General features: G+C 63.6%; 26 protein-coding genes and 1 tRNA gene. 16 read left to right on the top strand and 11 right to left on the bottom strand.

Translation table 11 applies throughout. The features are described from left to right. Nucleotides 1–76: 76 nt before the first annotated feature. On the bottom strand, nt 77–1255 hold the full coding sequence (locus EUU22_RS12085) for an NAD(P)/FAD-dependent oxidoreductase (protein ID WP_129332234.1): 1179 nt from the start codon (nt 1253–1255) through the stop codon (nt 77–79). Between EUU22_RS12085 and mnmC2 the strand changes: the two genes are divergently transcribed. Continuing rightward, complete coding sequence (gene mnmC2, locus EUU22_RS12080) at nt 1254–1985, top strand: tRNA (5-methylaminomethyl-2-thiouridine)(34)-methyltransferase MnmC2 (protein WP_129332233.1); 732 nt, start codon at nt 1254–1256, stop codon at nt 1983–1985. The genes EUU22_RS12085 and mnmC2 overlap by 2 nt on opposite strands. Here the strand turns inward: mnmC2 and EUU22_RS12075 are convergent. Both EUU22_RS12075 and EUU22_RS12070 read right to left on the bottom strand, forming a co-directional pair. Further along, entirely contained in the window at nt 1974–5606 is a 3633-nt protein-coding gene (locus EUU22_RS12075; RefSeq protein ID WP_165351157.1) for a PAS-domain containing protein, read from the bottom strand. The two genes, mnmC2 and EUU22_RS12075, sit on opposite strands and share 12 nt — an antisense overlap. 228 nt (nt 5607–5834) lie before the next feature. After that, entirely contained in the window at nt 5835–6515 is a 681-nt protein-coding gene (locus EUU22_RS12070) for a helix-turn-helix transcriptional regulator (protein WP_129332231.1), read from the bottom strand. A 106-nt stretch (nt 6516–6621) separates the two neighbouring features. On the opposite strand from EUU22_RS12070, the gene EUU22_RS12065 reads away from it, so the two are divergent. Then, entirely contained in the window at nt 6622–6906 is a 285-nt protein-coding gene (locus EUU22_RS12065) for a hypothetical protein (RefSeq protein ID WP_129332230.1), read from the top strand. 52 nt (nt 6907–6958) lie between these two features. Here EUU22_RS12065 and EUU22_RS12060 read toward each other — a convergent pair whose 3' ends face one another. Both EUU22_RS12060 and EUU22_RS12055 read right to left on the bottom strand, forming a co-directional pair. Beyond that, nucleotides 6959–7531: a cytochrome b/b6 domain-containing protein gene (locus EUU22_RS12060; protein ID WP_129332229.1), complete on the bottom strand. Its 573-nt coding sequence runs from the start codon at nt 7529–7531 to the stop codon at nt 6959–6961. Next, nucleotides 7531–7806: a PepSY domain-containing protein gene (locus EUU22_RS12055; protein ID WP_129332228.1), complete on the bottom strand. Its 276-nt coding sequence runs from the start codon at nt 7804–7806 to the stop codon at nt 7531–7533. Before EUU22_RS12055 ends, EUU22_RS12060 begins: the two co-directional genes overlap by 1 nt. A 134-nt stretch (nt 7807–7940) precedes the next feature. Here EUU22_RS12055 and EUU22_RS12050 point away from each other — a divergent pair, with 134 nt between their 5' ends. The 4 genes from EUU22_RS12050 to EUU22_RS12035 all read left to right on the top strand — a co-directional run bounded on the left by EUU22_RS12050 (nt 7941) and on the right by EUU22_RS12035 (nt 12100). Continuing rightward, nucleotides 7941–8438 carry a PepSY domain-containing protein gene (locus tag EUU22_RS12050; protein ID WP_129332227.1) on the top strand — a complete coding sequence of 166 codons (498 nt, stop codon included), beginning with the start codon at nt 7941–7943 and terminating at the stop codon, nt 8436–8438. Next, nucleotides 8438–9103 carry a response regulator transcription factor gene (locus tag EUU22_RS12045; protein WP_129332226.1) on the top strand — a complete coding sequence of 222 codons (666 nt, stop codon included), beginning with the start codon at nt 8438–8440 and terminating at the stop codon, nt 9101–9103. The genes EUU22_RS12050 and EUU22_RS12045 overlap by 1 nt, the downstream gene beginning before the upstream one ends. Further along, nucleotides 9103–10470 carry a sensor histidine kinase gene (locus EUU22_RS12040; protein WP_245485013.1) on the top strand — a complete coding sequence of 456 codons (1368 nt, stop codon included), beginning with the start codon at nt 9103–9105 and terminating at the stop codon, nt 10468–10470. The genes EUU22_RS12045 and EUU22_RS12040 overlap by 1 nt, the downstream gene beginning before the upstream one ends. A 229-nt stretch (nt 10471–10699) precedes the next feature. Then, the gene (locus EUU22_RS12035; protein ID WP_129332224.1) at nt 10700–12100 is read left to right on the top strand and encodes a DEAD/DEAH box helicase; all 1401 of its coding nucleotides are present in this window, start codon (nt 10700–10702) and stop codon (nt 12098–12100) included. A gap of 43 nt (nt 12101–12143) precedes the next feature. On the opposite strand, the gene EUU22_RS12030 is transcribed toward EUU22_RS12035, so the two are convergent. Both EUU22_RS12030 and EUU22_RS12025 read right to left on the bottom strand, forming a co-directional pair. After that, complete coding sequence (locus tag EUU22_RS12030) at nt 12144–12887, bottom strand: SDR family oxidoreductase (RefSeq protein ID WP_129332223.1); 744 nt, start codon at nt 12885–12887, stop codon at nt 12144–12146. A gap of 40 nt (nt 12888–12927) precedes the next feature. Continuing rightward, nucleotides 12928–13833, bottom strand: a complete 906-nt coding sequence (locus EUU22_RS12025; RefSeq protein ID WP_129332222.1) for a DMT family transporter — start codon at nt 13831–13833, stop codon at nt 12928–12930. Between the two features lie 345 nt (nt 13834–14178). Between EUU22_RS12025 and EUU22_RS12015 the strand changes: the two genes are divergently transcribed. From EUU22_RS12015 to EUU22_RS12005, 3 genes are read left to right on the top strand one after another with little or no spacing between them, the layout of a single operon-like run. Then, a complete protein-coding gene (locus tag EUU22_RS12015; RefSeq protein ID WP_165351156.1) occupies nt 14179–15588 on the top strand; it encodes a circularly permuted type 2 ATP-grasp protein in 1410 nt (469 codons plus the stop codon). Nucleotides 15589–15591: 3 nt separating this feature from the next. Next, nucleotides 15592–16536 (top strand): alpha-E domain-containing protein, encoded by a 945-nt coding sequence (locus EUU22_RS12010; protein WP_129332220.1) that lies wholly within the window; start codon nt 15592–15594, stop codon nt 16534–16536. Between the two features lie 21 nt (nt 16537–16557). Next, nucleotides 16558–17373, top strand: a complete 816-nt coding sequence (locus EUU22_RS12005; RefSeq protein ID WP_129332219.1) for a transglutaminase family protein — start codon at nt 16558–16560, stop codon at nt 17371–17373. On the opposite strand, the gene EUU22_RS12000 is transcribed toward EUU22_RS12005, so the two are convergent. Beyond that, entirely contained in the window at nt 17339–18229 is an 891-nt protein-coding gene (locus tag EUU22_RS12000; protein WP_129332218.1) for a LysR family transcriptional regulator, read from the bottom strand. The two genes, EUU22_RS12005 and EUU22_RS12000, sit on opposite strands and share 35 nt — an antisense overlap. Nucleotides 18230–18329: 100 nt before the next feature. Here EUU22_RS12000 and EUU22_RS11995 point away from each other — a divergent pair, with 100 nt between their 5' ends. Both EUU22_RS11995 and EUU22_RS11990 read left to right on the top strand, forming a co-directional pair. Further along, nucleotides 18330–19298, top strand: a complete 969-nt coding sequence (locus EUU22_RS11995; RefSeq protein WP_129332217.1) for a quinone oxidoreductase family protein — start codon at nt 18330–18332, stop codon at nt 19296–19298. A gap of 76 nt (nt 19299–19374) precedes the next feature. Continuing rightward, nucleotides 19375–19854, top strand: a complete 480-nt coding sequence (locus EUU22_RS11990) for a hypothetical protein (RefSeq protein WP_129332216.1) — start codon at nt 19375–19377, stop codon at nt 19852–19854. A gap of 13 nt (nt 19855–19867) precedes the next feature. On the opposite strand, the gene EUU22_RS11985 is transcribed toward EUU22_RS11990, so the two are convergent. Next, entirely contained in the window at nt 19868–20332 is a 465-nt protein-coding gene (locus EUU22_RS11985) for a MarR family winged helix-turn-helix transcriptional regulator (protein WP_245485011.1), read from the bottom strand. A 339-nt stretch (nt 20333–20671) separates the two neighbouring features. On the opposite strand from EUU22_RS11985, the gene EUU22_RS11980 reads away from it, so the two are divergent. The 3 genes from EUU22_RS11980 (at nt 20672) to EUU22_RS11970 (ending at nt 22431) form a co-directional block, all read left to right on the top strand. After that, a tRNA-Arg gene (locus tag EUU22_RS11980) sits at nt 20672–20748 on the top strand. 157 nt (nt 20749–20905) lie between these two features. Beyond that, nucleotides 20906–21484 carry a DUF6932 family protein gene (locus EUU22_RS11975; RefSeq protein WP_245485009.1) on the top strand — a complete coding sequence of 193 codons (579 nt, stop codon included), beginning with the start codon at nt 20906–20908 and terminating at the stop codon, nt 21482–21484. Then, complete coding sequence (locus EUU22_RS11970; protein WP_129332215.1) at nt 21484–22431, top strand: hypothetical protein; 948 nt, start codon at nt 21484–21486, stop codon at nt 22429–22431. The genes EUU22_RS11975 and EUU22_RS11970 overlap by 1 nt, the downstream gene beginning before the upstream one ends. Before the next feature lie 130 nt (nt 22432–22561). On the opposite strand, the gene EUU22_RS11965 is transcribed toward EUU22_RS11970, so the two are convergent. Together EUU22_RS11965 and EUU22_RS11960 are read right to left on the bottom strand one after the other, a co-directional pair. Next, nucleotides 22562–22864, bottom strand: coding sequence for a hypothetical protein (locus tag EUU22_RS11965; RefSeq protein ID WP_129332214.1), 303 nt, complete (start codon nt 22862–22864; stop codon nt 22562–22564). A gap of 196 nt (nt 22865–23060) precedes the next feature. Continuing rightward, on the bottom strand, nt 23061–23693 hold the full coding sequence (locus EUU22_RS11960; protein ID WP_439329142.1) for a recombinase family protein: 633 nt from the start codon (nt 23691–23693) through the stop codon (nt 23061–23063). Between the two features lie 368 nt (nt 23694–24061). Between EUU22_RS11960 and EUU22_RS11955 the strand changes: the two genes are divergently transcribed. Further along, nucleotides 24062–24757, top strand: a complete 696-nt coding sequence (locus tag EUU22_RS11955) for a hypothetical protein (RefSeq protein WP_205687899.1) — start codon at nt 24062–24064, stop codon at nt 24755–24757. Nucleotides 24758–24903: 146 nt separating this feature from the next. Then, nucleotides 24904–25854, top strand: a complete 951-nt coding sequence (locus tag EUU22_RS11950; RefSeq protein ID WP_129332213.1) for a trypsin-like serine peptidase — start codon at nt 24904–24906, stop codon at nt 25852–25854. Nucleotides 25855–25873: the final 19 nt, after the last annotated feature.

Here is a 25873-nt window from a genome sequence, read left to right as displayed (position 1 = left end):
AGCAATCGCCGTTACACGCAGCAGATAGGTGATTTGCGTGACAATATGACGACGGGAGGCCGTTGAAATTTCTCGCTTAACGAGAAGCGACGGCGATGTGGCTGGAAAGTTGAAAAGACGCGGGAAGGACCAGCGTAACGCCTTCGACGAGCTGCAGTGCGGCGTTTGCAAGCCGGTGCGCGAGGCCGAAGCTGACCTTGAACCCACCCGTCAGTGCGATCACGTTGCGGTGTTCGGGATGCTCTCCCACCATCGGATCGCGGTCGATCGCCTTCGGCCGCAAGCCGGCCCAGCGCTCGACGACCGCGGCCTTTTCCAGCCAGGGTGCGAGGATACGCGCTCGCGCGACGATCTCGTCCAGTTGTTCGTCGGTCGAGAAGGGATCGGCAAAGCGGTTTTCGCTGGTGCTGCCGACTGCGACGCGCCCGCCCTCATGCGGAACGATATAGAGACCGTCCAGATAGAGGAGCGGAAGGTCGGGATCGATGTCGGCGGCGAGCAAGGCGGCCTGCCCCTTCACCGGCTGTCCGAGCGGACGGGGAAGCGGTGCGCCGAGCGCCTCCAGGATCGGGAACGAGCGGTATCCGGCAGCGACAATCGCATGACCGAATGCGATCTCCTCTCCGGTGGCGAGGGTCGCAATGCCGCGAGCGGCATCGATGCGGTCGAGTTCGACGCCTTCGCGAATTCGCACATGCCGTGCGGAACGCAGGAAGGCGCCGAGAAGAGCGGAGACGCGACGCGGAAAGACATGCGCGGCGAGCGTATCGAAGACGAGGCCCGAGGCGGCGTGTTCGGCCGCCGGCCAGCCGTCTCCGCAGGGCGATGCGTCACGCACGCCCCATGCGAAACTGCGGTCACCGGCGATCCAGCGCTCGCCGGCCTCCTTCTCGTGCTTCTCCGCGATCACCCGCAAATGCGGCTTCGGCAGCGGGATGAGCCGGCCGCTGCGCCGGTAGCCCGCCGAAACGCCGGTCTCACGCTCGAGGCGACCAATCTCCTCCTCCAGCGAGACGAGCGCCTCGAACTGGAACTGCTTCTTGTCCGACCAGTTGTCCGGCATATGCGGCATGAGCGCACCCATGAGGCCGCCACTCGCCCCGTGCCCGATCTCGCCGCTGTCGATCAGCAGGGTATCGATGCCGCGGCGCTCGGCCTGAACGGCCGCCCAGAGACCCATGACGCCGCCACCGACGATCAGCAGGCTGGCGCGCGATTGACCCGCGCGAACATGAGCAGTATCGGCTAGTTGCATGACAGGTTCCACTTCGACACCGACGGCCGGCGACAGCGGCACGCTCCTGTGGCACGAGGGCGATATGCCCTATTCGGCCGCCTTTGGCGATCACTTTTATTGCCAGACGGACGGCCGGCTCGAATGCGGCCATGTCTTCCTGTCCGGCAACGCCCTGCCCTCGCGCTGGGAGACGGACGGGCTCTTCCGAATCGGCGAACTCGGCTTCGGCACCGGCCTCAATGCCTGCGAAACCTGGCGGCAGTGGAAGCTCACCCGCAGGCCGGGCGGCGTGCTGCACTTCGTCTCCTTCGAGCTTTATCCGATGTCGGCGAGCGATCTTTCGCGCGCCCTCTCCCGCTGGCCGGAGATCGATGCGGAGCGTGAGGCGCTGGCGGCGCTCTGGCCATCCGAACCCGGCGGCACCATCGACATCGCCCTCGACGAGGCGACCCGACTGACGGTCGTCTGCGGCGACGCCCTCGCCTCGGTAACAGGCACCGACCTTGCCTTCGACGCCTGGTATCTCGATGGCTTTGCACCGTCCCGCAACAGTGCCATGTGGTCGGCCGAACTGATGAACGCCGTCTTCGCGACGACTGTCGAAGGCGGCACCTTCGCAACCTATGCGGCGGCGGGATTCGTCAGGCGGAACCTGATTGCCGCAGGCTTCGAGGTCGAACGGCGAAAGGGCTTCGCCGGAAAGCGGGAAATGCTCTGCGGTGTGAAGCCGGTCCGTTCAGGCGCCTGAACCGACGGCCTTCTCCGCGTCCCGGGTCCCCGCGAGCCAACGCTCCATCTTGGCGGCAAGCTGTTCCGGTCCGACCGGCTTGGAGAGATAGTCGTCCATGCCTGCACCGAGGCAGATGTCCCGGTCGCTGTCGAGCGCATGGGCGGTGACGCCGATAATCGGGACATGCCGGCCGTCTCCCGCCACCCTCTCGCACTCACGGATCGTCTGCGTTGCTTGAAGCCCGTTCATGACCGGCATCGAAACGTCCATCAGGATGAGACGCGGGCAATGCCGCTCCCAGGCGTTTACGGCCGCCTGCCCGTCGGTGACGATGGAAAAGCTCAGGCCGGCCGCCTGAAGGATCTGCGTGAAAACGATCTGGTTGACCTCGTTGTCCTCCGCCACCAGGATTTCGTAGCCGGTCGTGGCGGCATCCGCCTGCATCTGCGCCGTCGCGGCGGGCAAGGAGCGCGGGCGGGCCGATACGAGGCCCGGCTCTGTGTGCTTGGTGGAGAGGCTGCGGCGAAGGCGCGCAGCGCGTACCACATCGATGATCGCGTTCCGCAGAAGGTTGCTGCGGGCGGGCTTCATCAGCTGGGCGTCGACCTTGAGCCGGTCAAGGGCACGTTCATCGCCGACCGCGTCCATCGAGGTCAGGAAGACGATTGCCACCTCCCCGAAACGAGAATCGTCGCGAACCCGGCGCGCCAGATCGACGCCGCTCATGCCCGGCATCTGGTCGTCGATGACCAGCGCATCGACCGCCACGCCGAGACGGCAGGCCTCTTCGAGAATCGCAAAGGCAGCCGCACCGCCGTCGACGGCCAGACCATCGAATCCCCAGCCGACGAGCTGCTCGGCAAGAATTTTCCGGTTGAGCGCATTATCGTCGACGACGAGCACGCGCGCGCCCTCGACGTTCGAAGGCAGCGTGCGGTGCTGGTGGCGGCTGCCGGCCGTCTTGAACGGCAGGCGGACGGTAAAGACCGAGCCAAGTCCAGGTTCGCTCTCGACGTCGATGCTGCCGCCGAAGAGCCCGACGAGGCCTGCAGTGATCGCAAGCCCGAGCCCAGTCCCCTCGTGCCGGCGGGTCGAGGACGAATCGACCTGGGAAAATTTCTCGAAGATCGTCCGCCGCTTGTCGTCCGGAATGCCGACGCCGGTGTCCTCGATCCTCAACGTCACCGTCACCTCGCCGTCTCCGGCGGGCTCGCTCGAAAGGGTGACGAGCACATGTCCCTTCTCGGTGAATTTGATGGCGTTGCCGAGCAGGTTGGTGACGATCTGGCGGAAACGGCCGGCGTCGCCGATGATCACGTGGCGGGCGGCGGCATCGCCATCGACGAGGAGTTCGATGTCCTTTTCGGCGGCCGCGGTCGAAAGCAGCGTCGCCACGTCCTCGACCGCGTCGATCGGGTCAAACGCCATCTTGCGCAGCTGCATCTGTCCGGCGTCGATCTTCGAGAAGTCGAGAATATCGTTGATGATTGTCAGCAGGGCATTGCCGGATTTCACAATAATGTCGACGAAGGTCTTCTGGCGGGTGTCGAGATTGGAGCCGGCCAGCAGTTCCGCCATGCCGAGCACGCCGTTCATCGGCGTGCGGATTTCGTGGCTCATGTTGGCGAGGAATTCGGACTTCGCCCTGTCGGCCGCTTCGCTGCGCGCAAGAAGAACCGTCAGTTCCTGCTCGCGCTTCTTCATCTCGGTGATGTCAGAATAGACGAGCATCCAGTGCCCGTGGCTGCTCACCGTCGCATCGACCTGGACCCAGGTTTTGCCATCGGCGAGGAAGACCTCGGAGAACCCCTTCTGCGCCTCGATCTTTTCCTGCCATTTGCGCAGCCGTTCCATCGGCTCGGCGCCGAAATCGCCGCGCCGCGCGCAACAGGCGAAGGAGGCATGCCAGCTCTGGCCCGGTTCCACGAGCTTCGCCGGGACGTTCAGGATACGCGCGAGCGCCTCGTTCGACTGCAGGATCACGCCGTCCTCGACGAAAGCGAGGCCCTGCGACATCACCCGTGTCGCATCGTGCATGAACTGGCCGAGTTGTTCGAGCTTGGCCTGGGTCTCGCCGATTTCGCGTTCCTTTTTCCGCACCTCGGTGAGATCGGCGTATGTCAGCAAGATTCGGTCGCCATTGAGGCGCGTGGCGGTGCTCAGCACGTACTTCCCGTCGGCATAGGCCATCTCGCGGGTCACAGACCCGCGAAGTTCGCTGAAGGCGGCGACACGCTGCCGATACCCTTCCTCGAACTCGGTTTCCGGCCAGCTCCAACCTCTTTTCTTGTTGAGCTCACAATAGTAGCGAAACGGCCTGCCCTCGAGCGGTGTGCCTTCGGGCCAAGCCCATATTGTGGCGCATTGTTCGTTGGCAAACTCAACGTTCAGGTCGCGGTCGAGGATCGCGACGCCAACCGGCATGATTCGGAAGATGCTGACGAGATCGTCGTAGAGCTTCTCGGTCCGGGCTTGCGCTTCCAGCAATTGCTGTTCGCGCGCCTTGAGCAAGGTCACGTCCGAAATCGAGCCGACGAGGTATGGGGTCTGGTCGGGCGTGATGATCCGGCTCATCCGGGTGACGATGGCCGCCGGGCGACTGTCCGGAAGGGTCACATCGGCGGCGCGTTCGAACAAGGCGCCGGTCCGCAGCACCTCGACATTGTCCTTGTAGAACTCCGCGCCGAGCTCCGGAAACATCTGCTCCTCGTCGAGCCCGTACACGCTTTCGAGCGTGCACTGGTGCATCTCTTCGTAAGCCTTGTTGGCGAAGATGAAGCGATGCTCCTTGTCACGAATGAACACGGGAACCGGCAGTTGCTCGATCGTGGTGCGATAGAGGACGCTTTCCTGCTCACGCCGGTGCAATGGCGTCACATCCGAATAGGTAACCAGTATCTTGCCGCCGTCCAGATGCTGGGCGACGACGGACAGCACCAATCCCCGCGTCGTCTCGAACTGCGCGGTGCTGCCCTGTCCCTTGTCGTTCAGGATCTGTGCAAGCCGACGGGCATAGAAGTCTTCGAATACCTCGTCCCCGTGCCGGTAGACGCCACGATCATAGTTCCTGCGGACGAAATCCCGGTAGCTCATACCAATGAGCCGTTCCGGCCGGCTGCTCCCGAGCATGCCTGCGAAGGCATCGTTGAAGTATTCGATGACGAGTTCGTTGCTGAGCAACAGGACGCCGACCGGCAGGAAACGCAGCAGCCTCTCGATCTGGCGGTGCAGGGACGCGCTTGATTCCTCCGCGTCCGGCGTTGGCGCCAAAGGCACAGCAGCCTGCCTCTCGTCCACCTCGCCGGCCTTCGCAAAGAGGTATGAACGGCCGTCCTCGTCGGAGAACCGCTCGATCATCAGCCGACGCGACCGCCCGGCGCGATCGGAAACCAGAACTGTCTGCTCCTCCCCGAAGACGACCGCGCGGCGCTCGCGGTCGTCGCGGTCACCCCAGGCTGCGTGATCGAAAAGCTCCCCGTCCATCTTGCCTGTGAATTCTTCGGGATGAAGGCCGAAAAGTTGCGCATAGGCTTCGTTGGCCGCGACGTAACGAAGCTCGCCGTCCTTGACGCATGCAGGATCGGGCAGATCAGAGATCTTGCCGCACACCCTTTCCAGCAAATCACGCGCCTTCGTCATCACTCGTCCCCCGAAGCGAAGATGCCGCTCAATGGTAAACGGTCCGTCACCACCGCATCCGAACGGCCGGCAGGCACGTCGGACTGTGCGCTCGTTGTCGGTCGGCCGTGGAAAGACGAGGGATGGAGCAAGAGAATCGGGACCGAGGAAGGTGTTCGATACGGGAAGACGCGGGAAAGCTACGCCGCAAGACTTGCCCCAGCCTGAAAGGAGCGACCGGCGCTCCATTCACCCGGCAAGGCCATCCAGATAGCGCTCGAAGCTCTTCTCCGCGTCGGCAGGAAATGTCTCGTCGAGCAGGATCGCGTCTTCGACGCGGTCGAGACGGAAGTCCCGGAAGCCGTCCCGCAGTTCGCACCAGGCCGTCAGCAACCATAGATTCCCGAAGGCGCTGAGGCCGAGCGGCCGGACGACGCGCCGGGTCACCGCTCCGGACAGGCTGCGGTAGCCGATCTCCATCTTGCGGCGAGGGGAAATCGCTTTCCGGACGAGATCGAAGGAGGCGGGGATCGTCCCCTGGCTGCCGCTGCGGAATGCCCGGAGCGGCGCCCGCCGCAGTCTTTCGACATGCTCCTTCGGCAGCGACGCCTCGAGCTTTTCCAGCGCCTCGCGGGCCGCCCGGCCGAGCGAATCATTGCCCAGCATCTGCACTGCCCGCACCCCGAAAGCGAGCGCTTCCAACTGCTCGAAGGTGAAGACCAGCGGCGGCGCATCGAAATCCTCGCGTAGCAGGTAGCCCACGCCAGGTTCGCCGTCGATCGGCGCCCCCGAGCCGACGAGATGCTCCATGTCGCGATAGATCGTGCGCCTGGAGACCTCCATCTTCTCGGCGATCTCGGCCGCCGTCATCGCCCGACCGGTGGCGCGCATCAGCTGGATGATTCGGAAAAGACGGTCGGCTGGACGCATGATTCTGCACTCGGCTGAACGATTGTGGCCACAAGGCTGTCAGCAGGACTGTGCTTAAACCGCGCCATCCGGTCAACCGGCCGGCAGTCAAGACAAGGAGCACGACATGGAAAAGGCATACGAACTGGTGGTCTACGACGTCGCGGACCGGGAGAGCGCCATCGCCGCACGCGAAAGCATAAAGGCGATTCTCTCCACCTTCCCCGGCTACCTCGGCTGGAGGACGCTCGCCGCCGCCGACGGCAGCGCCAAGCTCGCCGACATGGTGACGTGGCGGTCGCTCGACGACGCGAAGTCGGCGGCAAAGAAGGTCGAGAGCGACCCGGCCTTCGCGCCGTTCATGGCGCATGTCGCGGGGATCAACCTGATGGGGCATTTTTCGGAGGTCTGAGCTCCGGAAGGGGACATCCGGCGCCAGGCGAAGGCCTGCCGCCGGTCTTCTTTTATTCGGCCCTTTTCCAGCCGGTGATCATGGCACGCACGAGGTTTTCCCTGTGCTCCACGCTGGCGAGAACGACGCCGCAGATGTGAAGCGCGACCAGCGCGAGCGTCGCGTAGACGAATATCTCGTGGGCTTCCTCGACCCATTCGACGCCCCAGAATGTGTCGGTCGTCATCATGTAGCCGCTGGTGACGATCCCCGCGATCATCAGGAGAAGCGCCACCACCATGGCCCCGCCTGCCGGATTATGGCCGACGTAGCGCTTTGCGCGCATGCGGGCGGTATCGAGAAGGAACGACAGGACCGTGAACGGGCTGTAGACGAAGCTCGAAAACCGGGCATGGTGGCTGCCGAAGAGCCCCCACAGTACCCTGAACGCAATCAGTCCGGCGATCACGTAACCGGAAATGATGTGGGCCGATTTCCATTCGTCGCCGGTCAGGTACGAAAAGGCGAAGAAGCCGACCAGCGACCAGTGGAACAACCGCACCAGCGGGTCCCAGACTTTCACCACTTCCGGCCGCGAAACGCGGCCGGAGGCAGTGCCGGGCATTTTCCGCACGGCTTCGTTCATCAGTCGGCTCCGGCAGTGCCGGCCTGCTCGCCAGTTTCCGGGTTGTAGAGGGCTTCGACCTTGCCGCCCTTGGCGTCGATGCCATAGACTTCGTAGCAGCCGTTCTCGACCTTGATCTTGCGGACTTCCATGCCTTCGCCGGTCAGCTTCGCCTTCAGGGCGTCCTCGGCCATCCACTTGTCCTTCGCAACGTCGCAGGAGGTGCTTTCTTCCGCGTGAGCAACGGCACCGAGGGCGGTAAGAGCGAAGATCGAAGCGATAAAGGTCTTTTTCATGGGAACATCCTTTTGCAACCGGCCGTGGCACCATTGCCGCCGACCGTTGATGTGGAAGCTAGTCGAGGGATGCTGATCGATAACTGACGACAATTGTCAGGGAAATGTCAGCTTGAAGATGCTAGATCGCGTCCATGAGTAGGAGACTTGGGGACTGGCTGTCGCGACTCTCGCTCGCAGGGCTGGTTGCTACCGTCCTGCTGGCGACGACTCCACACGTGTATGCGGATGATGATGGTCACGATGATGGGCACGAGAGCTCCGACAGCGATTCCGGCGACGACGGTCACGACGACGGCGGCGATGATGGCGGTGGTGACGACGGCGGTGGCGACGGCGGCGGCGACGACGGCGGGTCGGGCGGGGGAAGCGGCGGCAGCTCCTCGTCCAGTGACCATGACGACAGCCGCGACCGTATCCAGAAGGCGGTCGCCCTCGGCAAGATGAAGTCTCTTGCGACGCTTCAGAAGATCCTCCGCCAGCGCGTCAGCGGCGACATCGTCTCCGTCGACCTCCTCCGCCAGGGCAAGCGCCCCGTCTATGAGTTCCGCGTGCTGAAACCGAACGGCCGCGTCGTCGAAGTCAACATAGACGCCGCGACCGGCGGCATCCTGCATATCGAGAACGACTGATGCGGCTCCTGCTTGTCGAAGATGACCGGCTCATTGCCCGGAACGTTATCGCTCATCTGGAGCGCGAAGGTTTCGTCGTGACCCATGAAACCGACGGCGAATGCGGCTGGTTCACCGGCGATTCGGAAGAGTTCGCCGCCGTCGTGCTCGATCTCGGCCTGCCCGGTATGGACGGATTGTCCGTTCTGAAGCGTTGGCGAAGCGGTGGCAGGGCCATGCCCGTCCTGATCCTCACGGCCCGAGGCAACTGGCAGGAGCGTGTGGAAGGCATCGACGCCGGCGCCGACGACTATCTCACCAAGCCCTTCCAGGTCCCGGAACTTCTGGCGCGTCTGCGCGCCATCATCCGCCGCAGCTGCGGCCAGTCGACGCCCGTCATGATGATAGGCAGCATAGAAATCGATCCGAGGACCAAGTCGGTCAAGCGCGAGGGATTGCCGGTCAGTCTGACGCCGCTCGAATATCGCTGTCTGGTCCATCTGGCACATAACCGCCAGCGCAACGTCTCCCAGGCAGAGCTCACCGAACAGCTCTATGCACAGGACTTCGAACGCGAGAGCAATTCGGTCGAAGTGCTGATCGGCCGCCTGCGCCGCAAACTCGGCCGCGAGATCATAGAAACCAGACGCGGCTACGGCTATCGCATCGCCGGAGATGCCGGCTGATGCACTCCATCCGCAGCCGCTTCTTCCTCGTCTCGGTCGCCAGCGTTCTCCTGGCCCTGACGATGGCGAGCCTCGTCTTCATCGAGCTCTTCAGGACCAATCTCGAACGGCGCGTCGACCAGGAGCTGACGAACCACATCAACAACATCGCCGGCGCCTTGCGGGTGACGGCAGAGGATAAGCTCGAACTGCCGAAAACGCCAACCGACCTGCGTTTCCAGATGCCCTATGGCGGACTCTACTGGCAGGCTGAGGACGACGTGCGCAAGCAGACGCTGCGCTCGCCTTCGCTGTGGGACTACGTGCTGGCCCTTCCGGTCGATGTCCACGAAAGCGGAGAGATCCACCGATATCACCTGAAGGGACCGGATGAATCAGATCTCATCGTCCAGGAACGCAAGGTGATCCTGGCGGCCCCGGAGGGCGAGCGCGAAATACGCATCGCAGCCGCCATCGACGCTGCGGAACTGGCGAAGGCCGGCGGTGAATTCGCCCGCGACATGCTGCCCTACGCCGCAGCGCTCGCGATCTTCCTGATAGCCGCTTCGCTTGCCCAGTTGACTTTCGGTCTGCGTCCGATCTCGTCGGTCAGCGAGGGACTGAACCGCATCCGGGAGCGCAAGGCGGATCGGCTGACGGGCCGGTTTCCGGAGGAGCTCCGCCCCGTGGTCGAAGCCGTCAACCGGCTGCTCGATTCGCAGTCGGAAATCCTCACACGGGCACGCGCCGCCGCCGGCGATCTCGCGCACGGGCTGAAGACACCACTCACGATTCTCGCCAATGACGCAGAGACGCTGCGTGAAAAGGGCGAGACCGAACTTGCCCATGAACTCGCCCATATCGCGACCGTCATGCAGGCCCATGTCGACCGCGAACTGACCCGCAGCCGCCTCGCCGTCAATGCGGAGCTGCATCGTTCCGTCTCCGATCTCCGCAACACCGTCCAGACCATCGTGAGAACGTTGAAACGGACACCGCTCGGCGAGCAACTCGACTGGAGAGTCTCGATACCGCCGGACACGGTGCTGGACGTCGACCCGCACGACCTGCACGAGCTGATCGGCAATATCCTCGAAAACGCCTCCAAATGGAGCCGTAGCTGGGTTTCGGTCCGCCATGTCGAGACGGGCGGTAAAACCGTGCTCATCGTCGAGGATGACGGTCCCGGTGCCGACGCCGAGGGCATTAGCCTGATGACGGAGCGCGGCATACGGCTCGACACCCAGAAACCGGGGACCGGGATCGGACTGGCCATCGTCCGCGATATCGCGACCGCCTACGAGATCGATTTGCGCATCGAGAACCGTGAGGAAGGCGGGCTGCGGGTGATCCTCGGCTTCGAACCGGCACGCTGCGCTGCAAAATAACTGCTTGACTTTCCTGCCCGCAGGCCCCACATCCCGTGTGCTTTCACCTTCCGGCCGCCGCGTGAGCGAGCCCAGCGACAACTGAGACGCGAAGAAGGGCAAGGCGCGTGAATTGACCGGCGGAGATGTCCGCCGCTGCGCTGGAAGCTTTTTCCAACTTACAAGTTCCCAAATCACGCGGGGTTCTTGACGCCAATGCCAACCGGCTCGCAAGCCCGCGATCCGGTCGATGGTTTTTGGCGCCCCCGAAAGGCAAAATGCTTTGAACAATTTCGATGAACTTGGTCTGTCCAAGAAAATCGTGAAGACCCTCGGCCACCTGGGTTTCGAAACCCCGACGCCGATCCAGGCGCAGGCCATCCCGCTCGTCATGGAAGGCCAGGACCTGATCGGCCTCGCCCAGACCGGCACCGGCAAGACGGCCGCCTTCGGCCTGCCGATCATCGAGGCCCTGATGGCGAGCGAAACCCGGCCGCAGGCCCGCTCCACGCGCGTTCTCATCCTCGCCCCCACCCGCGAACTGGTGAACCAGATCGGCGACAACCTGCGCGCCTTCTGCGCCAAGCTGCCGCTCAAGATCACCCAGGTCGTCGGCGGCGCCTCGATCAACAAGCAGCAGTTCCAGCTGGAACGTGGCACCGACATCCTCGTCGCCACCCCCGGCCGGCTGCTGGACCTGATCTCCCGCGAGGCCGTGACGCTGCGCCATGTCAGCCACCTGGTCCTCGACGAAGCCGACCAGATGCTCGACCTCGGCTTCATTCACGACCTGCGCAAGATCGCCAAGATGGTTCCGCCGAAGCGCCAGACGCTCCTGTTCTCGGCCACCATGCCGAAGACCATCGCCGATCTCGCCGCAAACTTTCTGACCAATCCCGCGAAAGTCGAGGTGACGCCGCCCGGCAAGGCTGCCGACAAGATCGAGCAGCACGTCCATTTCGTCGCCGGCCAGAACGCCAAGACCGAGATGCTGAAGAAGATCCTGACGGAAAATCCGGACGGCCGCTCCATTGTCTTCCTGCGCACCAAGCACGGTGCGGAAAAGCTGATGAAGCACCTCGACATCACCGGCTATTCGGTCGCCTCGATCCACGGCAACAAGAGCCAGGGCCAGCGCGAACGCGCGCTGAAGGGCTTCCGCGACGGCGAGATCAAGACGCTGATCGCAACCGACGTTGCCGCCCGCGGCATCGACATCCCGGCCGTCAGCCACGTCTTCAACTACGACCTTCCGGAAGTGCCTGACGCCTATGTCCACCGCATCGGCCGTACCGCACGCGCCGGCCGCGACGGCATCGCGATCGCGTTCTGCGGTCCCGATGAAGGCCGCCTGCTGCGCGACATCGAAAAGCTGATGGGCATCGACATCCCGGTCGCCTCCGGCGAACCGCCGGCGAACCTCTCGCGTCCGGTTCGTCCGCAGCGCCGTGGCGGCGCCGGCGGTGGCGGCAACAACCGCAACCACCAAGGCGGCCAGGGCCGCGGCAAGTCCGAAGGCGGCGCCAAGGCCGACGGTCGTCCGGCCGGCAAGCCGGGTCACCGCAAGGGTGGCAACCGTTCTGGCAACGGCTTCGGCCAGGGCCGTCCCGCACGCTCCGGCAATGCCGGCGGACGTCGCCGCGAAGCCTGATTTCAGAGAGGCGGCGGGTTTCGACCCGCCGCCTCTTCTCTTTTCACTTCACCGCTGCGTTGCCGCCATCGGCATAGAGCGCCGAACCGGTGACGAAACTCGCCATGGGGCTCGCCAGAAACAGCGCCGCGGCAGCGATCTCTTCCGGATCGGCGATCCTCTTCATCGCATGCAGGCCGGCCGCCCATTCCTTCTGTGCCGCATCGCCGGCAAGCGGCGTATCGACACCACCCGGCAGCAGGGCATTACAGCGAATACCGCTTCCGCCGTAATCGGCGGTGATTCCCTTGACCAGTCCCATCAGCGCCGCCTTCGATGCACCGTAAGCCGCCATTCCCGGAATGCCGACACTCGTGCCGACGAACGACGACGTAAAGACGATGGAGCCGCCGCCCGTCTCGAGCATGGCGCGAATTTGCGCCCTCGCACCGAGGAACGCGCCGGTCAGGTTGACGGCGAGCGTCTCCTGCCATTCCTCGAGGGTAACATCGGCGAGCGGCTTGTAGGGCCCGACCGTGCCCGCGTTATTGATCGCCATGTCGAGCCGGCCGAAGTTTTCGAGGGCAGCATCGACCAACCGTCGGTGGGTTTCCGCGTCGGATACGTCACCCGCAACGGCAACGACCTTCGCGCCCGTGCGCGCGATCTCGTCGGCGAGGCGGGAAAGCGCGTCTTCGCTGCGTGCATTGACGACCAAGGCGGCACCTTCCTTCGCGAAACGCAAGGCGGTTGCGCGCCCGATACCGCTCGATGCTCCGGTAATGATGGCGATCTTGTCTTGCAGCATGAACCTCTCTCCTTTTGTTGAGGGAGGCTCCGGATACCGCTCACCGCCGGGCGCCGACACCCGATTCCGGACTTGGCCGGGTGTTCCTGTTGGTGAGATAGACGCCGATGACCGCCAGCGCCGTTCCCGCCATCATCCAGAGGGTCAATTGTTCACCGAAGGCGATCGCCGCCTCGACGGCGGCAAGCGGCGGGACGAGATAGATGAGCGAGGCGGCTTTCGACACGTCGCCGCGACGGATCAGGTAAAGGAGCAGCATCACCGCCCCCATCGAAATCCCGAGCACCGCCCAGCCGAGCGTCGCAAAAAGCCCGAGGCTCCATTCGATCCGCATGTCCTCGACCAGGTAGGCGGCCGGCAGCGTCAAAGCGAACGCGCCGACATATTGCAGCGTGGCGACCGTGCGGATGTCACCTTCGTGCAGATAACGCTTCTGGTAAATCGTGCCACCGCTGACGAAGGCCATGCCGACGATGTTGACGACAACCGCGAAGCCGGGAATGGCAAAGGCGTCGACGGCGAAGACCTTCGGCAGCACCGCAATCGCGATGCCGATGAAGCCGAGCAGCAGTCCCAACCTTTGCGACGGAGTGAGCCGCTCGCCGACCAGACGGCTCGCCGCAATCCCGGTCATCAACGGCTGCAGGCCGGCGATGATGCCGGAAATCGCCGCCGGGACACCCTGCCCGATCGCCCACCACACGGCGCCGAGATAGAAGCCATGGAGCAGGACGCCGGAAACCAGCGCATGGAAGAATGCCGCCGGCTTCTTCGGCCATGCCGCACCCGTCCAACGGCAGACCATGTAGAAAAGTACAGCCGCAACCGCGTAGCGCAGCGCGAGGAAGGTCAGCGGATCGGCAAAACGGTCGGCGAACTTCGCCACCACCCAGCCTGTCGACCAGAGAAACACGAAGAGGATGGGCGCGAGGCGGGCAAGTGTCACGGGGTTCTCCGGGTCGGGTGATTACCGGTTAGCGGGGGTGAAGGACAAGCTCAAAGGAGTTTTGTTGATCGCAGCCATCAATTCCGCTGATCGGCAGAAACGCCTAAAAATTGAGCACTCACCAAAGCCCAAATTTCAGGCAGGTGAGAGCATATCCGGGCCGCAACCGGCCTTCGCGCCGCCCGCATCGCGGCGCCGGCCACGAAAGTTCGCCGAAAAAGCGCAGGCGATGTCGCGCAGCGGACGGAGAACGACCACCGAAAAAAGTAGGTATTCCCGATTGTGCACGCTTCTTGCATCGTTGAAGATGCAGTTGCGGAGCCAAGAACGACAAAGGGGGGCGCATTGACGTTCGATGAAATGCTGATCGCGGACAAGGAACCGCGGACGCCGTACCGGAACTATTACGACTGGTACTCCCGACAGGACCCGGCAAGACTGGTGGCGAAGTCGAGGGATGCGGAAAACATCTTCCGCAAGACGGGCATCACCTTCGCCGTCTACGGCCATGCCGATTCCTCGGAAAAGCTGATCCCCTTCGACATCATTCCGCGCGTCATTTCCGGCCGGGAATGGCGCCGTCTCGCCCAGGGAATCGAGCAGCGGGTGCTGGCGCTCAACGCCTTCCTCGACGACATCTACCACAAGCAGGAAATCGTTCGTGCCGGACGCATCCCGGCGCGGCTCATCGAGCGAAACGATGCCTTCCTGCCGGAGATGATCGGCTTCAGGCCTCCGGGCGGCGTCTACACCCACATCGTCGGTACCGACATCGTCAGAACCGGCGAGGACCAGTTCTATGTGCTGGAGGACAACGCCCGCACGCCGTCCGGCGTCAGCTACATGCTGGAAAACCGGGAAACGATGATGCAGATGTTCCCCGAGCTCTTCCAGGTCAACAAGGTCCGGCGCGTCGAGGATTATCCGCAACTTCTGCGCCAGAGCCTTGCCTCGCTCGCGCCGCCCGGATGCAAGGGCAAGCCGCGTGTCGCCGTCCTCACGCCCGGCATCTACAATTCCGCCTATTACGAGCATTCCTTCCTGGCCGACATGATGGGCGTCGAGCTCGTCGAGAGCTCGGACCTGCGCGTCATCGACGGAAAGGTGAAGATGCGCACCACCCGCGGCTACGAGGCGATCGACGTGCTCTACCGCCGCGTCGACGACGACTTCCTCGATCCGTTGACGTTCCGGCCGGATTCCTGCCTCGGCGTTGCGGGGATCATGGACGTCTACCGCGCCGGCAACATCACCATCGCCAATGCACCCGGCACCGGAATTGCCGACGACAAGGCGATCTACTCCTACATGCCGGAAATCGTCGAGTTCTACACCGGCCGCAAGGCGCTTCTCGAAAACGTGCCGACCTGGCGTTGCTCCGAGCCCGACAGCCTGAAATACGTGCTGGAGCATCTCGAAGAACTGGTCGTCAAGGAGGTTCACGGCTCCGGCGGCTACGGCATGCTGGTCGGCCCGGCCGCCTCAAGGAAGGAGCGCGCCGCCTTCGCGGCCAAGCTCAAGGCTCAGCCCTCGAACTATATCGCCCAGCCGACGCTTTCGCTTTCCACGGTGCCGATCTTCGTCAACAAGGGTATGGCGCCGCGCCATGTCGACCTGCGGCCCTACGTGCTCGTCTCCGACAAGGTGCAGATCATCCCCGGCGGATTGACCCGCGTCGCCCTCAAGCAGGGATCGCTCGTGGTCAATTCCAGCCAGGGCGGCGGCACCAAAGACACCTGGGTTCTGGAGGACTGACGGATGCTCGGAAGAACTGCCAACGGCCTCTACTGGATGTTCCGCTACATCGAGCGGGCCGAAAACGTCGCCCGTCTCGTCGATGCCGGTCTCAGGGTATCACTCACCCGCAGCAGCACCTCGGACGAGGACTGGGATGCGGTGCTGCAGAGTGCCGGCGTGCGCGACGCCTTCGGCGCCGGCCATGACACGCTGACCGCGGCTGACGCGATCGATTTCATGCTGCGCGATCCGGCCAATCCCTCGAGCGTCGCCTCCTCGATCGACGCGGCCCGCAACAATGCCCGTATGGTACGCACGGCGCTCACCCGCGAAACATGGGAAGCGACCAACGAGTGCTGGATCAGTCTCAGGCAGACGCTCGCGCGGCGTCTGAAGCCGGCGGACCTGCCGGAAGTGATCGATGCCATCAAGAACCGGACGGGCCTGATCCGCGGCGCCTTCCACGGGTCGATGCTGAGGAACGAGATCTACAACTTCGCCCGGATCGGCACCTTCATCGAACGGGCGGACAATACGAGCCGTATCCTCGACGTGAAGTACTACGTGCTGCTGCCGGCGGTGAGCCATGTCGGCTCCTCGCTCGACAACATGCAGTGGGAATCGATCCTGCGCTCGGTATCGGCCCACCGGTCCTACCGCTGGGTCTATGAGGGCGGCGACCATCGCGCCGCCAACATCGCCGACTTCCTGATCCTCAACGTGCAGATGCCGCGCTCGCTCGCCTATTCCTACGAGAAGATCACCAGCAATCTCGGCTACATCGCCCGCGAATACGGCGAGCGGCTGCCGGCCCACGACACGGCCGAGGACGTAAGTCGCAGCCTGCGCTCAGCCTCCGTCGCCGAGATCATGGACCAGGGACTGCACGAATTCCTCGGCAATTTCATCGCCCGCAACCACCAGCTCGGTCGGGAGATTTCCGACGGATACCGGTTCTACAGCTAGTTCGAACGGATGGAACGCGCCATGCGGCTGAAGATTACCCATACGACCGAATACCGCTACGACCAGCCGGTCTCCTACTCGCTCCAGAGGCTGCGGCTGACGCCGCAGACCTCGCCCGGCCAGACGGTCCTCTCCTGGCAGGTCGGCCTGGACGGTGCCGCGATCGAAGCCGGCTTCGACGATCATTTCGGCAATCGCGTGCAGCTCGTCGCCAGCGAGGGCGGCGACGGCCTCCATATCGTCGCCTCCGGCGAGGTCGAAACCGAGGACCGCACCGGCGTCTTCGGCCCGCATGTCGGCGACACGCCGCTCTGGCTCTTTCTGCGCGATACGCCGCGCACGAAGGCGGGCAAGCAGGTGCGCGAGCTCGCCCGCGGCGTCACCGAGGATGACCCGCTCTCCCGCATGCATGCGCTGATGAACACGATCCACGCGAGCGTGCGCTACCAGCCGGGCATGACCGGCACCGAGACGACCGCCGAGGAGGCGCTGAAGGCCGGCCACGGCGTCTGCCAGGACCATGCCCATATCTTCATCGCAGCCGCCCGGAGCCTCGACATCCCCGCTCGCTACGTCTCCGGCTATCTGATGATGGACGGACAGGAGGAGCAGACGGCAACCCACGCCTGGGCCGAGGTGCACCTGCCGGGGCTCGGCTGGGTCGGTTTCGATGCGGCAAACCGCGTCTGCCCCGACGCGCGCTACGTGCGGATCGCCTCCGGCCTCTGCTATGCGGACGCCGCGCCGGTCTCCGGCATGCGGATCGGCCCGGCGGGAGAAAACCTCGCGGTCGCCGTCGTCGTCAGGCGTCAGGAGCAGGCGCAGGGCCAGAACTGACGTTTCCGAAGGCGGGATCGTTGCGGACGAGTTCGACGAGCCAGTCGAGAACGGCCCGGACACGCGGCGCGCGGCGCAGATCCTCGTGCACGACGAGCCATAGCTCCCTCGCGGGCGTCTGGAGCCGGCTCGGCAGGCGGACCAGCCTTGCATCCGCGCGAGCCACATATTCCGGCAACAGGGCCACGCCCGCCCCCGAGGCCGCCGCTGCAGCCTGACTTGCGGCGTCATTGCTGCGCATGACGAACGCACGGCCACCGAGCCGGGCCTGCAACCACGCTTGCTGCGGCAACGGGTCGTCGCCGTCGTCGTAGCCGATGAAATCCCACTCCGCCTCCGGGCGATCGTAGGTCACCGCCGCATAGAAAGAAAACCGCACCTCGCCGAGTTTGCGGGCCACAAGTCCCGGCGATACTGGCCGCGAGAGCCGGAGGGCGATGTCGGCATCGAGACGGTTCAGGTTCGCGAAGGCCTTTTCCCCGATCAGGCTGAGGACGATGCCGGGGTGGCGCCTTCGAAAGGCCGCTGCATCCGGTGCAAGGACGGCGAGGGCCAGCGACGGCGGCGCGGAAATGCGGACGACGCCACGGACATCTGCGACGGCGCCGCTTGCCACCCTTGCGACCCTGGCCAGTGCTTCTTCCGCCTCGCCGCCGAGTTCGGCAAGGCGCTCGCCCTCCACCGTCAGGTGAATCGAACGCGGCAGCCGGTGAACGAGCCGGACATTCAGGTCCGCCTCGAGAGCGGCGACGCGGCGACCGACGGTCGTGTGGTCGAGCTTCAGGAGATCGGCGGCGCGCGACAGGCTGCCCGCCCGCGCGAGCACCAGGAAAATGCGGTAATCATCCCAATTCATATGTGCAAATATCCACAGATGGCCTGCATACTTCTGCAATATTGCACATTCGCCTGCTGATTTAAAACGGTGCCGGACCTTCAGCACACAGGAGCAGACGATGAATTTGGTCATGGAATTTGCGCAACCCGGCACCGCCGACGTTCTCCGAAGCGCCGAACAGCCGGTCATACCGCCTGCCGCCGGCGAGGTCCGGATCCGCCAGACGATGGCGGGCGTCAACTTTGTCGACGTCTATCACCGTTCCGGCCTCTATCCGCTTCCGCTGCCGGCCGTTCCCGGCGTCGAGGCGACCGGCGTCGTGGAGGCGGTAGGGGCGGACGTCACCGACCTCATGGTCGGCGACCGGGTGGCCTATGCCGGCCTTCCGGCCGGGAGCTATGCCACCGTCCGCACCCTGCCCCGGGGCCGGGTCCTTCGTCTCGGCGACGACCTGCCGGACGAGAAGATTGCCGGCTCGCTGCTGCGGGGTCTGACCGCCCATATGCTGCTCGTCACCGTCGGGCGGGTGAAGACCGGAGACACCGTGCTCATTCACGCCGCGGCCGGCGGGCTCGGCCTGATCCTCGCACAGTGGGCGAAACGGATCGGCGCCCGCACGATCGGCACAGTCGGTTCACCCGAGAAGGCGGAACTCGCCGGCCGCCACGGACTGGACCACGCCATTCTCTACAGGGAAACCGACTTCGTCGACGAAACGCTGCGTCTCACCGGCGGCCATGGCGTCGACTTGGCGATCGACGGCATCGGAGCGGATACGACGGCGAGAACGCTCAAGGTCCTGCGTCCCTTCGGAACGCTCGCCAATGTCGGTCAGGTCGCGGGGCCGGTGCCGGCCATCGAGCCGGCGGCGCTCGGCAACCGGTTCTTCATCCGGCCGAGCATCCTCGCACTGGCGCAGGATGGTGAAGCCTACCATGCCGCGGCGCGCGAATGGTTCGCCCTGTTGCGCGACGGCTTTGAGCTCCCCGCCGGCCAAACTTACGCGCTTGCCGAGGCCGCGACGGCCCACCGCGACATGGAGGCCGGGCGGACGACCGGCGCCGCGCGTCTCGCGATCCCCGGCTGACGAGGCGAGGTCAGTCCGGCACCATGCTGGCGCTCTAGAATGCCACGCGAAGCAGGCTTCCCGGGCGGAGAGCAGGGTGTTCGGACGATCGGTTTTCCAGTCGGTGGTGGAACGGCTCGCGGCGGAGCGCGCCGCCGAGGACGACGACGAGCCGCGCGCCCACCGTGTTTCGGGGCTCTCCTCCGGCTTCGTCCGCGAGGCGGCCGCCGCGCCCGCGACGGACGGACGGCGGGCCGAAGATCTCTATCGTGACCTGATGGCCGAGGACGAATCGGCGCAAGCCTTCCCGGTGCCGCCGCAGGAGAAGGCGGCTGCGCCTGCGGCGGAAGCACCGCCGGTCATGCCGGAGCACCTCGCGCGCCTCGCGCCGCAGGAAATCGCCGAGGATCTCGCGCTTTCGGCAGAGGACACCGCCGCGACGCTTGCCGAAAAGCGGCGCCGGTTTGCCCGCGCCAACCACCCGGACGGCGTCCACGAATCCTTCCGCGAGGCCGCCAACACGCGGATGAAGGTCGCCAATCTGCTGATTGACGAGGCGCTCGCCCGGCTCACCTGAGCCGGCGGTGTCGTCAGTCGCAGAGGCGTTTCAGCAAATGGATCAACTGGTCCCGCTCCCGGGTGCCGCCGAGCCGTGCGATGAGGCGTTCCTCGTGCTCCGCCCAGATCGGCATCAGCTCCTTGAGGTAGTCGGAACCCGCCCTGGTCGTGTAGAGCGCCTGCACGCGCCGGTCCTTTTCCGACTTCCGGCGCTCCACCAGCCCCTTCTCTTCGAGACCGTCGACGATCGCGACGAAATTCGCCCGCTGGATGCCGAGCGCCTCGGCGACTTCACTCTGCTTCAGGCCCTGGTTGCAGCTCAAAAGCAGCAGGACCGCAAAGTCGGTCGGGCGAAGATCCTTGGCGGCGAAGGCCTCGTTGAATTGCTGGAAGACCGCCAGCTGTGCCCGGCGCAAACGATACCCGACCGCGTCCTCCATCATGGAAAAGTCGATTGCCGACGATGGATTTGGTTCCCCGTTTCTTGTTTTCGGCATGCTTACGCCATTCTCCCCCACTCCGCTCCGCAGGAGGATGCCGCACGCATTCCCGACGAAGCCTTCCGTCATAGTACAAGAACACCTGACCGGCACAAGCCTCGCCGGCCAAGTGACTGCGAAACAAATGCATTCCGTAATAGTATGTCTTTTTCGCGAATGCCTTCGGCGGATCGGGAGACGGAACTCGCCGGTTCCCGCCCGCAGCGTTGCCGGAGCGGCGGGAGAGGTAACCGAAGGCCCGGGCAAACACTCGCTCCGTTCATTTTCACGATTGCAGGCGAACCGAGTCTAGGCTATGACCGCTTCGTCAGCGCATCGGCCGCAAGGGCCGACGGAGCACCCGTAGCTCAGCTGGATAGAGTGTTGGATTCCGATTCCAAAGGTCACAGGTTCGAATCCTGTCGGGTGCGCCATTTTCTTTCAAGGTCCGTTTCGGAAAAATCAAGAACAAGGGCAGTCCTCCTCGTCCGAAGCTGAACGAAGTGCGCCACAACCTTGGCACAACCCACTGTAAGTAGAATATTTACCCGGAAACGCGATGCTGGTACATGCATGGCAGCGGGGGGTTTGATGCCTTTACCTTCTTTTAATGCAAGTGGATTGTTGCCACCTGTTGCAGGTTCAACTGCCGTGGACCGTGATCGCTCGCCGTATTTCATTACATCCACTGAATTGATTCATAGCCTCGGGACGACGCCTCGGCGCAAGCAGCTATTGCGCAATCTCTTGGCCTATCGGGCGCTAATGTATGAGAATGGTTATGTGTCTGGAATTCAATTTCTAGATGGGAGTTTCGTTGAGGACGTCGAACGTCACAGTGGCCGCGATCCCGGCGACATTGACGTATACTCGCTGCTAGACGCGCCTGCCCGCTTTCTGCAGCATCCTGAGCTGTGGCAAACTGACGAAGGCTTCAAATTTTGGGAAGATGAAATTCAAAACCAGCCATTGAATAAGGCGCGATTTGAACTCGATACATACGCTCTCCTTATCCAAGAGCTCCCCTTTGGCAACCTTCTTCAAGACGTAATGTACTGGTACAGTCTGTTCTCGCATCAGAAGGTGACGTTCGCATGGAAAGGATTTGTGGCGGTGCTGTTGGACCAACGCACAGATGCTGAAGCGCTTGGATTGTTGGGAGGTTCATAGTGGCAAACCTCTTATCCATCGAAGCCCTGGAAGCGGATAAAGCGTTCGCGCAACGCCAGCTCGAAATATTGCCGGCCAACCCATGGGGTACCGCGCGCCTTATGTGGGAGCAAAGGCTCGCGGAGCTTACTCGCCAGATCGAGACCGCTCAGGTCAGCACCGCGACATGTGCGAGCGTCGCTTTGATATTCGATGGCCTTCCGGTTGTCGGTCAAGGCGACATTCGGCTGGACTTCTCGACTGATGCACTTGCCACCTATCAGAAGATCATTGCCGCCTCGCTAGCAACACTTAACGACCAGCAAATTGCCACGAAAGGCAAAATCAAAGGTGCGGAGCGCTCAAAGCTTTACATTCGGGATATCGTTCGCGGCTCTATGGGTTTCATCCTGGAAGAGTTGTCGCTACCCCAGACGGACATGTTCGATACTCCGCTCAAAAAAGCGGTAGAGCGTGCAACAGGATTCTTGGCGAGCTTGAACACGGCTACGGATGAAGACTTCAACGTGACCATCGATGCGGCGGCACCTCGCCTCATCAGCGCTGTCCAGAAATTCACAAAGGTGCTCAAGGATGCCGGCGCAACAGCGAAAATTGTAGGTGCCGAACAGAAAATCATCCTCGGCCTCGACGATATCAACCGCCTTTCCAATCGATTGACGGACGTGGAGGTGCAAGAGGAAAGTGTGACGCTCGACGGTGTTCTGCTTGGCGTCCTACCCGACGCTCAGACATTTGAACTGGAAGTAAAAGATCGGGATGGCGTTCTAAAGGGTTCTGCGACGGACGATCTAGTCGACAAGTACGTGGCAGATCAAGCTTTCAAAGAAAAATTGCTTCTGAAGCCTGTGAAAGCATTTTTGCGCTATACCAGAACATTTCGCAGTTCTAAGCTTTTACGTGAACAAGTCACACTAGAGAACCTTGAGCCTCGACTAGAAGGCTAGGACCTCCGCCGATTTTGATCCATGGATAGATCAAATGTGAAATGTCCAATGCCCCATGGTCGCCCCCACGTCGTTGCAATAGACTCGCAGATAACACCGCTGCGCCAGCGCCGCACGCCACCCAAGCCCCTCACTCACACGTCCCCGGAACCTCCACCCGATAAGTCGTCTTGCCCGGTCCTTCGGGCAGGATGGGCACGAGGTAGACAGTGAGATCGCATTCCTGCGTCCGCACCTGCCATTCGCTGGCGCCGTCCTTGCGCGTGCCGGTGTTGGAGATCGCGCCGATCGGCGCCTGGCGGACGGCGTTTGCGACGTCGCTGCTGGCGAGGATGGTGTTGATCCGCTCGGCGCTGTCGTAAAAGCCTGAAAGCGCGGCGGCGGCCGGCGTTGCGAGTGCCGTTGCGATGACGGCGGCGATCATGCGTCTCATGTGTTCCCCCTGACGAAATTCGGGCAGAGCGTCCCATGACGCACGCGACACGCGCAAGCCCGCCGGCCGCATAACCACTTGAAAAGCGGAAGAAGGCCCCAAAAAGGCCGATGGCGGTTCGCGTCCGGGACGTGAGGCACGCGGAGGGAGAGAGACGGCCATCCGGGCGCCCTCGCCCGATGTCAAATCCCGCCGGTCAGGCGAGCGCCTCGCCCAGCAGCTCCAGCGCGCCGCGGTCGCCCGCGTGCCGCCTGCTCCGTCCCATCGCCCGGTAGAGCGTGGCGCGGCTCACCCCGAGCTCGCGGGCGGCATCGGTGGCCGAGAGCTCACCCGCGCCGATCGCCTGCATCGCGCCGGCGACGCTGTCGGGCGGAAGCTTCACCGGCCGGCCGATCCGCCGGCCGCGGGCGCGCGCCGCCGACATGCCGGCCTTGGTCCGCTCCGAGATCAGCGTCCGCTCGAATTCCGCGAGCGCCCCCATGATGTGGAAGATCAGGATGCCGCCGGCCGAGGCCGTGTTGATCGCCTCGGTGATCGAGTAGAGGCCGATGTTGCGGCGCCCGAGCTCGGTCACGACCTCGATGAGATGCGAGAGCGAGCGCCCCAGCCGGTCGAGCCGCCAGATGACGAGCGTGTCGCCGGGCCTCAGCCGGCCCATCGACTGCGCAAGACCCGGACGGTTGCGCGAGGCGCCGGAATGGCCCTGGTCGGTGAAGACATGGTCGCATCCGGCCTGCGCGAGCGCCTGCAACTGCAGGTCGATGTTCTGGTCGGACGTCGATACACGCGCATAACCAATCCGCATCGTCGAAAGCGCATCCAGTTCCAAGGTCGCCGCCCTCCCCCGGAAAGCCCCGGGTCACGAGGGCGATATGTATCATAAACGTTCCCTTTTGAGCACATCTTTAGGTATTGGTCAATAAGAAAATACATCTATAAGTATGCATTTCGGATCGACGAGCCGATCGCCGACACTTGCTGCCACCCGCAGCGGTTATCACCTACACGATTGAAAAACAAACGTAATTTTCCAACATCAGACAAGACTCCCGTCTCGCCTCCGGGAAACGATCGCAACCCAAGCAAAATCATCGGTTGCAGATCGGTTTCCGGCGATTGCGCAAATAGGAACGCTTTCGAGACGCAGAAGGCGCCTTCCGAAGCGCATCGTTCAACCGAGAAAAGAGGATAAGGGAAATGCCCAACTATAGCCTGACCCTGAACATCGCACCGGACGACCTGAAGAACATCAAGGCCGCCCAGCAGCGCATCACGCTCGCAAAGCCGGTCGGCAGCGGCGACCCGAACGTCATCTGGCTGTCGATCGACCCGTTCCAGTCCACCACGGTCGAATGGACCGAAGACTATTGGGTCTTCGCCTCCACCACCGCGGTCGCCCAGGGCGCGAGCATCACCAAGCTCTCCGAGGTGACGCCCGGCCCGGCACTTGACGCCGGCTACTATCCGTTCACCTCGGCAGCCGTCTTCAACCCCTTCCAGAAGGACGCGTCGATCCCGGGTGGCACATTTGCCGCCAACAACGACATGCCGAACTCGCAGTATCCCTATCTTACCTTCGGCCTGTCGCAGTCGGCGCTCATCAACAAGAAGCCGGCGGAGCGCAAGCCGATTTCCGCCCAGACGGTGCTCGCCACCCAGCAGATCCAGATGACGCCGTTTACCACCATCTACATCTGGCTGCAGAGCCAGTTCTCCAGCGAGACGATCATCACCAAGATCATCGGCCACACGGCGGTCGCGAAGTTCGGCGGCGGCGTCAATTCCATGACGCTGAAATACGATCCGGACCGCGGCGTCTTCGTCCCCGAAGCCTCGTCGAAGGGCCTGCTCGAGCAGGGGCTCATCGAGCTGCGGACGCCGCTGCTGCTCTGATCGCCCCCGCCCCGGCGGCCGGTTCGATCCGGGCCGGCCGCCGGGCTCCCGTGAGGTCACGCTTTCCACGAAACCGAAGGTCAAAGGCGCCGTCTCCCACCATTGCGGGGAGCCGAAGGCCTTGCCCGACGAGAAAGGCCAAGGTCATGAAACGCACATCCATCCGCTTCGCCGGGGCGAGCCTGGCGGCGACCACCCTCCTTGCCGTCGCAACTGACGCCGCGGCGAACGGGCTGAAGATCGAGAACCTGAAGAACACCGGCGGCGACATGCTCTCCGCGGAGGACGTCGAGACTGCCGTTCCCTTGCCGGAGAGAACCGTGAGCCCGGAAGCGCTCGAGGAAATGAAACAGCGCTTCCGCGAGCTGAGCCCCGGCGCGCCGGAAATCGAGCGGAAATCCAACCTCGGGCAACAGGGCGTGCCGGAGCGCGTCGACAATCCCGATGCCGCCAATCCCTACTGGAGCACGGGACGGCTCATCTTCCGCAAGGCCGACGGCAAGCTCTACGCCTGCACCGCCCAGTTCACCGAGGATTTCAAGGTCGTGCTGACCGCGGCGCACTGCGTCTACGACACCGACGACGCCCACGACTGGAACAGCGATTTCCTCTTCCAGCGCGGCTACACGAACGGCGTCACCACGCAGGACGTCGGCTGGAAATGCATGTCGCTCTTCACGTCCTATCACACGCCGTCGGAAAACTTCGCCTACGACTACGCCTTCATCCTGACGGATGTCGATGACGGCCGGCCGCCGCTCGCGCTTCGCACCGGCGAACCCGAGGACGATGCGATCACCGCCGTCGGCTATCCGAACAACTATGACCAGGGGCGCTACCTCTACAAGGTTGACGGCCGGTGGTCGTCGATCTCCGGCGGAATCGTCACCATGAAGGGTAACCCGATGCGCAGCGGCAACAGCGGCGGCGCATGGTTCGCGAATTTCAAGGTGGACGGCGGCGTCGACGACAATCTCGTCATCAGCCTCAACTCGCACCATCTCGAAGGCGTCGACGACGAGGAGAACGGCCCGCTCTTCACCGCCGACACCGAACGGCTGATGGAGCACGTGCGCCAGGCGAAATGCGACAATTGATCCGGCCACGCCGGATGCC

It is taken from the genome of Ciceribacter ferrooxidans (assembly GCF_004137355.1).
GTDB classification, from domain to species: Bacteria; Pseudomonadota; Alphaproteobacteria; order Rhizobiales; family Rhizobiaceae; genus Allorhizobium; species Allorhizobium ferrooxidans.
The sequence above is the reverse complement of the archived record's forward strand: the minus strand, read 5'-3'. Positions and strand labels throughout refer to the sequence as shown.

Bases quoted from the DNA above. Each gene is read 5' to 3' on its own strand.
- EUU22_RS12040 (WP_245485013.1), top strand. From the start codon at position 9,103: ATGCACTCCATCCGCAGCCGCTTCTTCCTCGTCTCGGTCGCCAGCGTT.
- EUU22_RS12050 (WP_129332227.1), top strand. From the start codon at position 7,941: ATGAGTAGGAGACTTGGGGACTGGCTGTCGCGACTCTCGCTCGCAGGG.
- EUU22_RS12060 (WP_129332229.1), bottom strand. From the start codon at position 7,531: ATGAACGAAGCCGTGCGGAAAATGCCCGGCACTGCCTCCGGCCGCGTT.
- EUU22_RS11955 (WP_205687899.1), top strand. From the start codon at position 24,062: ATGCCCAACTATAGCCTGACCCTGAACATCGCACCGGACGACCTGAAG.
- EUU22_RS11950 (WP_129332213.1), top strand. From the start codon at position 24,904: ATGAAACGCACATCCATCCGCTTCGCCGGGGCGAGCCTGGCGGCGACC.
- mnmC2 (WP_129332233.1), top strand. From the start codon at position 1,254: ATGACAGGTTCCACTTCGACACCGACGGCCGGCGACAGCGGCACGCTC.
- EUU22_RS12010 (WP_129332220.1), top strand. From the start codon at position 15,592: ATGCTCGGAAGAACTGCCAACGGCCTCTACTGGATGTTCCGCTACATC.
- EUU22_RS11975 (WP_245485009.1), top strand. From the start codon at position 20,906: ATGCCTTTACCTTCTTTTAATGCAAGTGGATTGTTGCCACCTGTTGCA.
- EUU22_RS11995 (WP_129332217.1), top strand. From the start codon at position 18,330: ATGAATTTGGTCATGGAATTTGCGCAACCCGGCACCGCCGACGTTCTC.
- EUU22_RS12055 (WP_129332228.1), bottom strand. From the start codon at position 7,806: ATGAAAAAGACCTTTATCGCTTCGATCTTCGCTCTTACCGCCCTCGGT.
- EUU22_RS12070 (WP_129332231.1), bottom strand. From the start codon at position 6,515: ATGCGTCCAGCCGACCGTCTTTTCCGAATCATCCAGCTGATGCGCGCC.
- EUU22_RS11965 (WP_129332214.1), bottom strand. From the start codon at position 22,864: ATGAGACGCATGATCGCCGCCGTCATCGCAACGGCACTCGCAACGCCG.
- EUU22_RS12005 (WP_129332219.1), top strand. From the start codon at position 16,558: ATGCGGCTGAAGATTACCCATACGACCGAATACCGCTACGACCAGCCG.
- EUU22_RS11985 (WP_245485011.1), bottom strand. From the start codon at position 20,332: ATGCCGAAAACAAGAAACGGGGAACCAAATCCATCGTCGGCAATCGAC.
- EUU22_RS12030 (WP_129332223.1), bottom strand. From the start codon at position 12,887: ATGCTGCAAGACAAGATCGCCATCATTACCGGAGCATCGAGCGGTATC.
- EUU22_RS12075 (WP_165351157.1), bottom strand. From the start codon at position 5,606: ATGACGAAGGCGCGTGATTTGCTGGAAAGGGTGTGCGGCAAGATCTCT.
- EUU22_RS12045 (WP_129332226.1), top strand. From the start codon at position 8,438: ATGCGGCTCCTGCTTGTCGAAGATGACCGGCTCATTGCCCGGAACGTT.
- EUU22_RS12065 (WP_129332230.1), top strand. From the start codon at position 6,622: ATGGAAAAGGCATACGAACTGGTGGTCTACGACGTCGCGGACCGGGAG.
- EUU22_RS12085 (WP_129332234.1), bottom strand. From the start codon at position 1,255: ATGCAACTAGCCGATACTGCTCATGTTCGCGCGGGTCAATCGCGCGCC.
- EUU22_RS12000 (WP_129332218.1), bottom strand. From the start codon at position 18,229: ATGAATTGGGATGATTACCGCATTTTCCTGGTGCTCGCGCGGGCGGGC.
- EUU22_RS12035 (WP_129332224.1), top strand. From the start codon at position 10,700: ATGGTTTTTGGCGCCCCCGAAAGGCAAAATGCTTTGAACAATTTCGAT.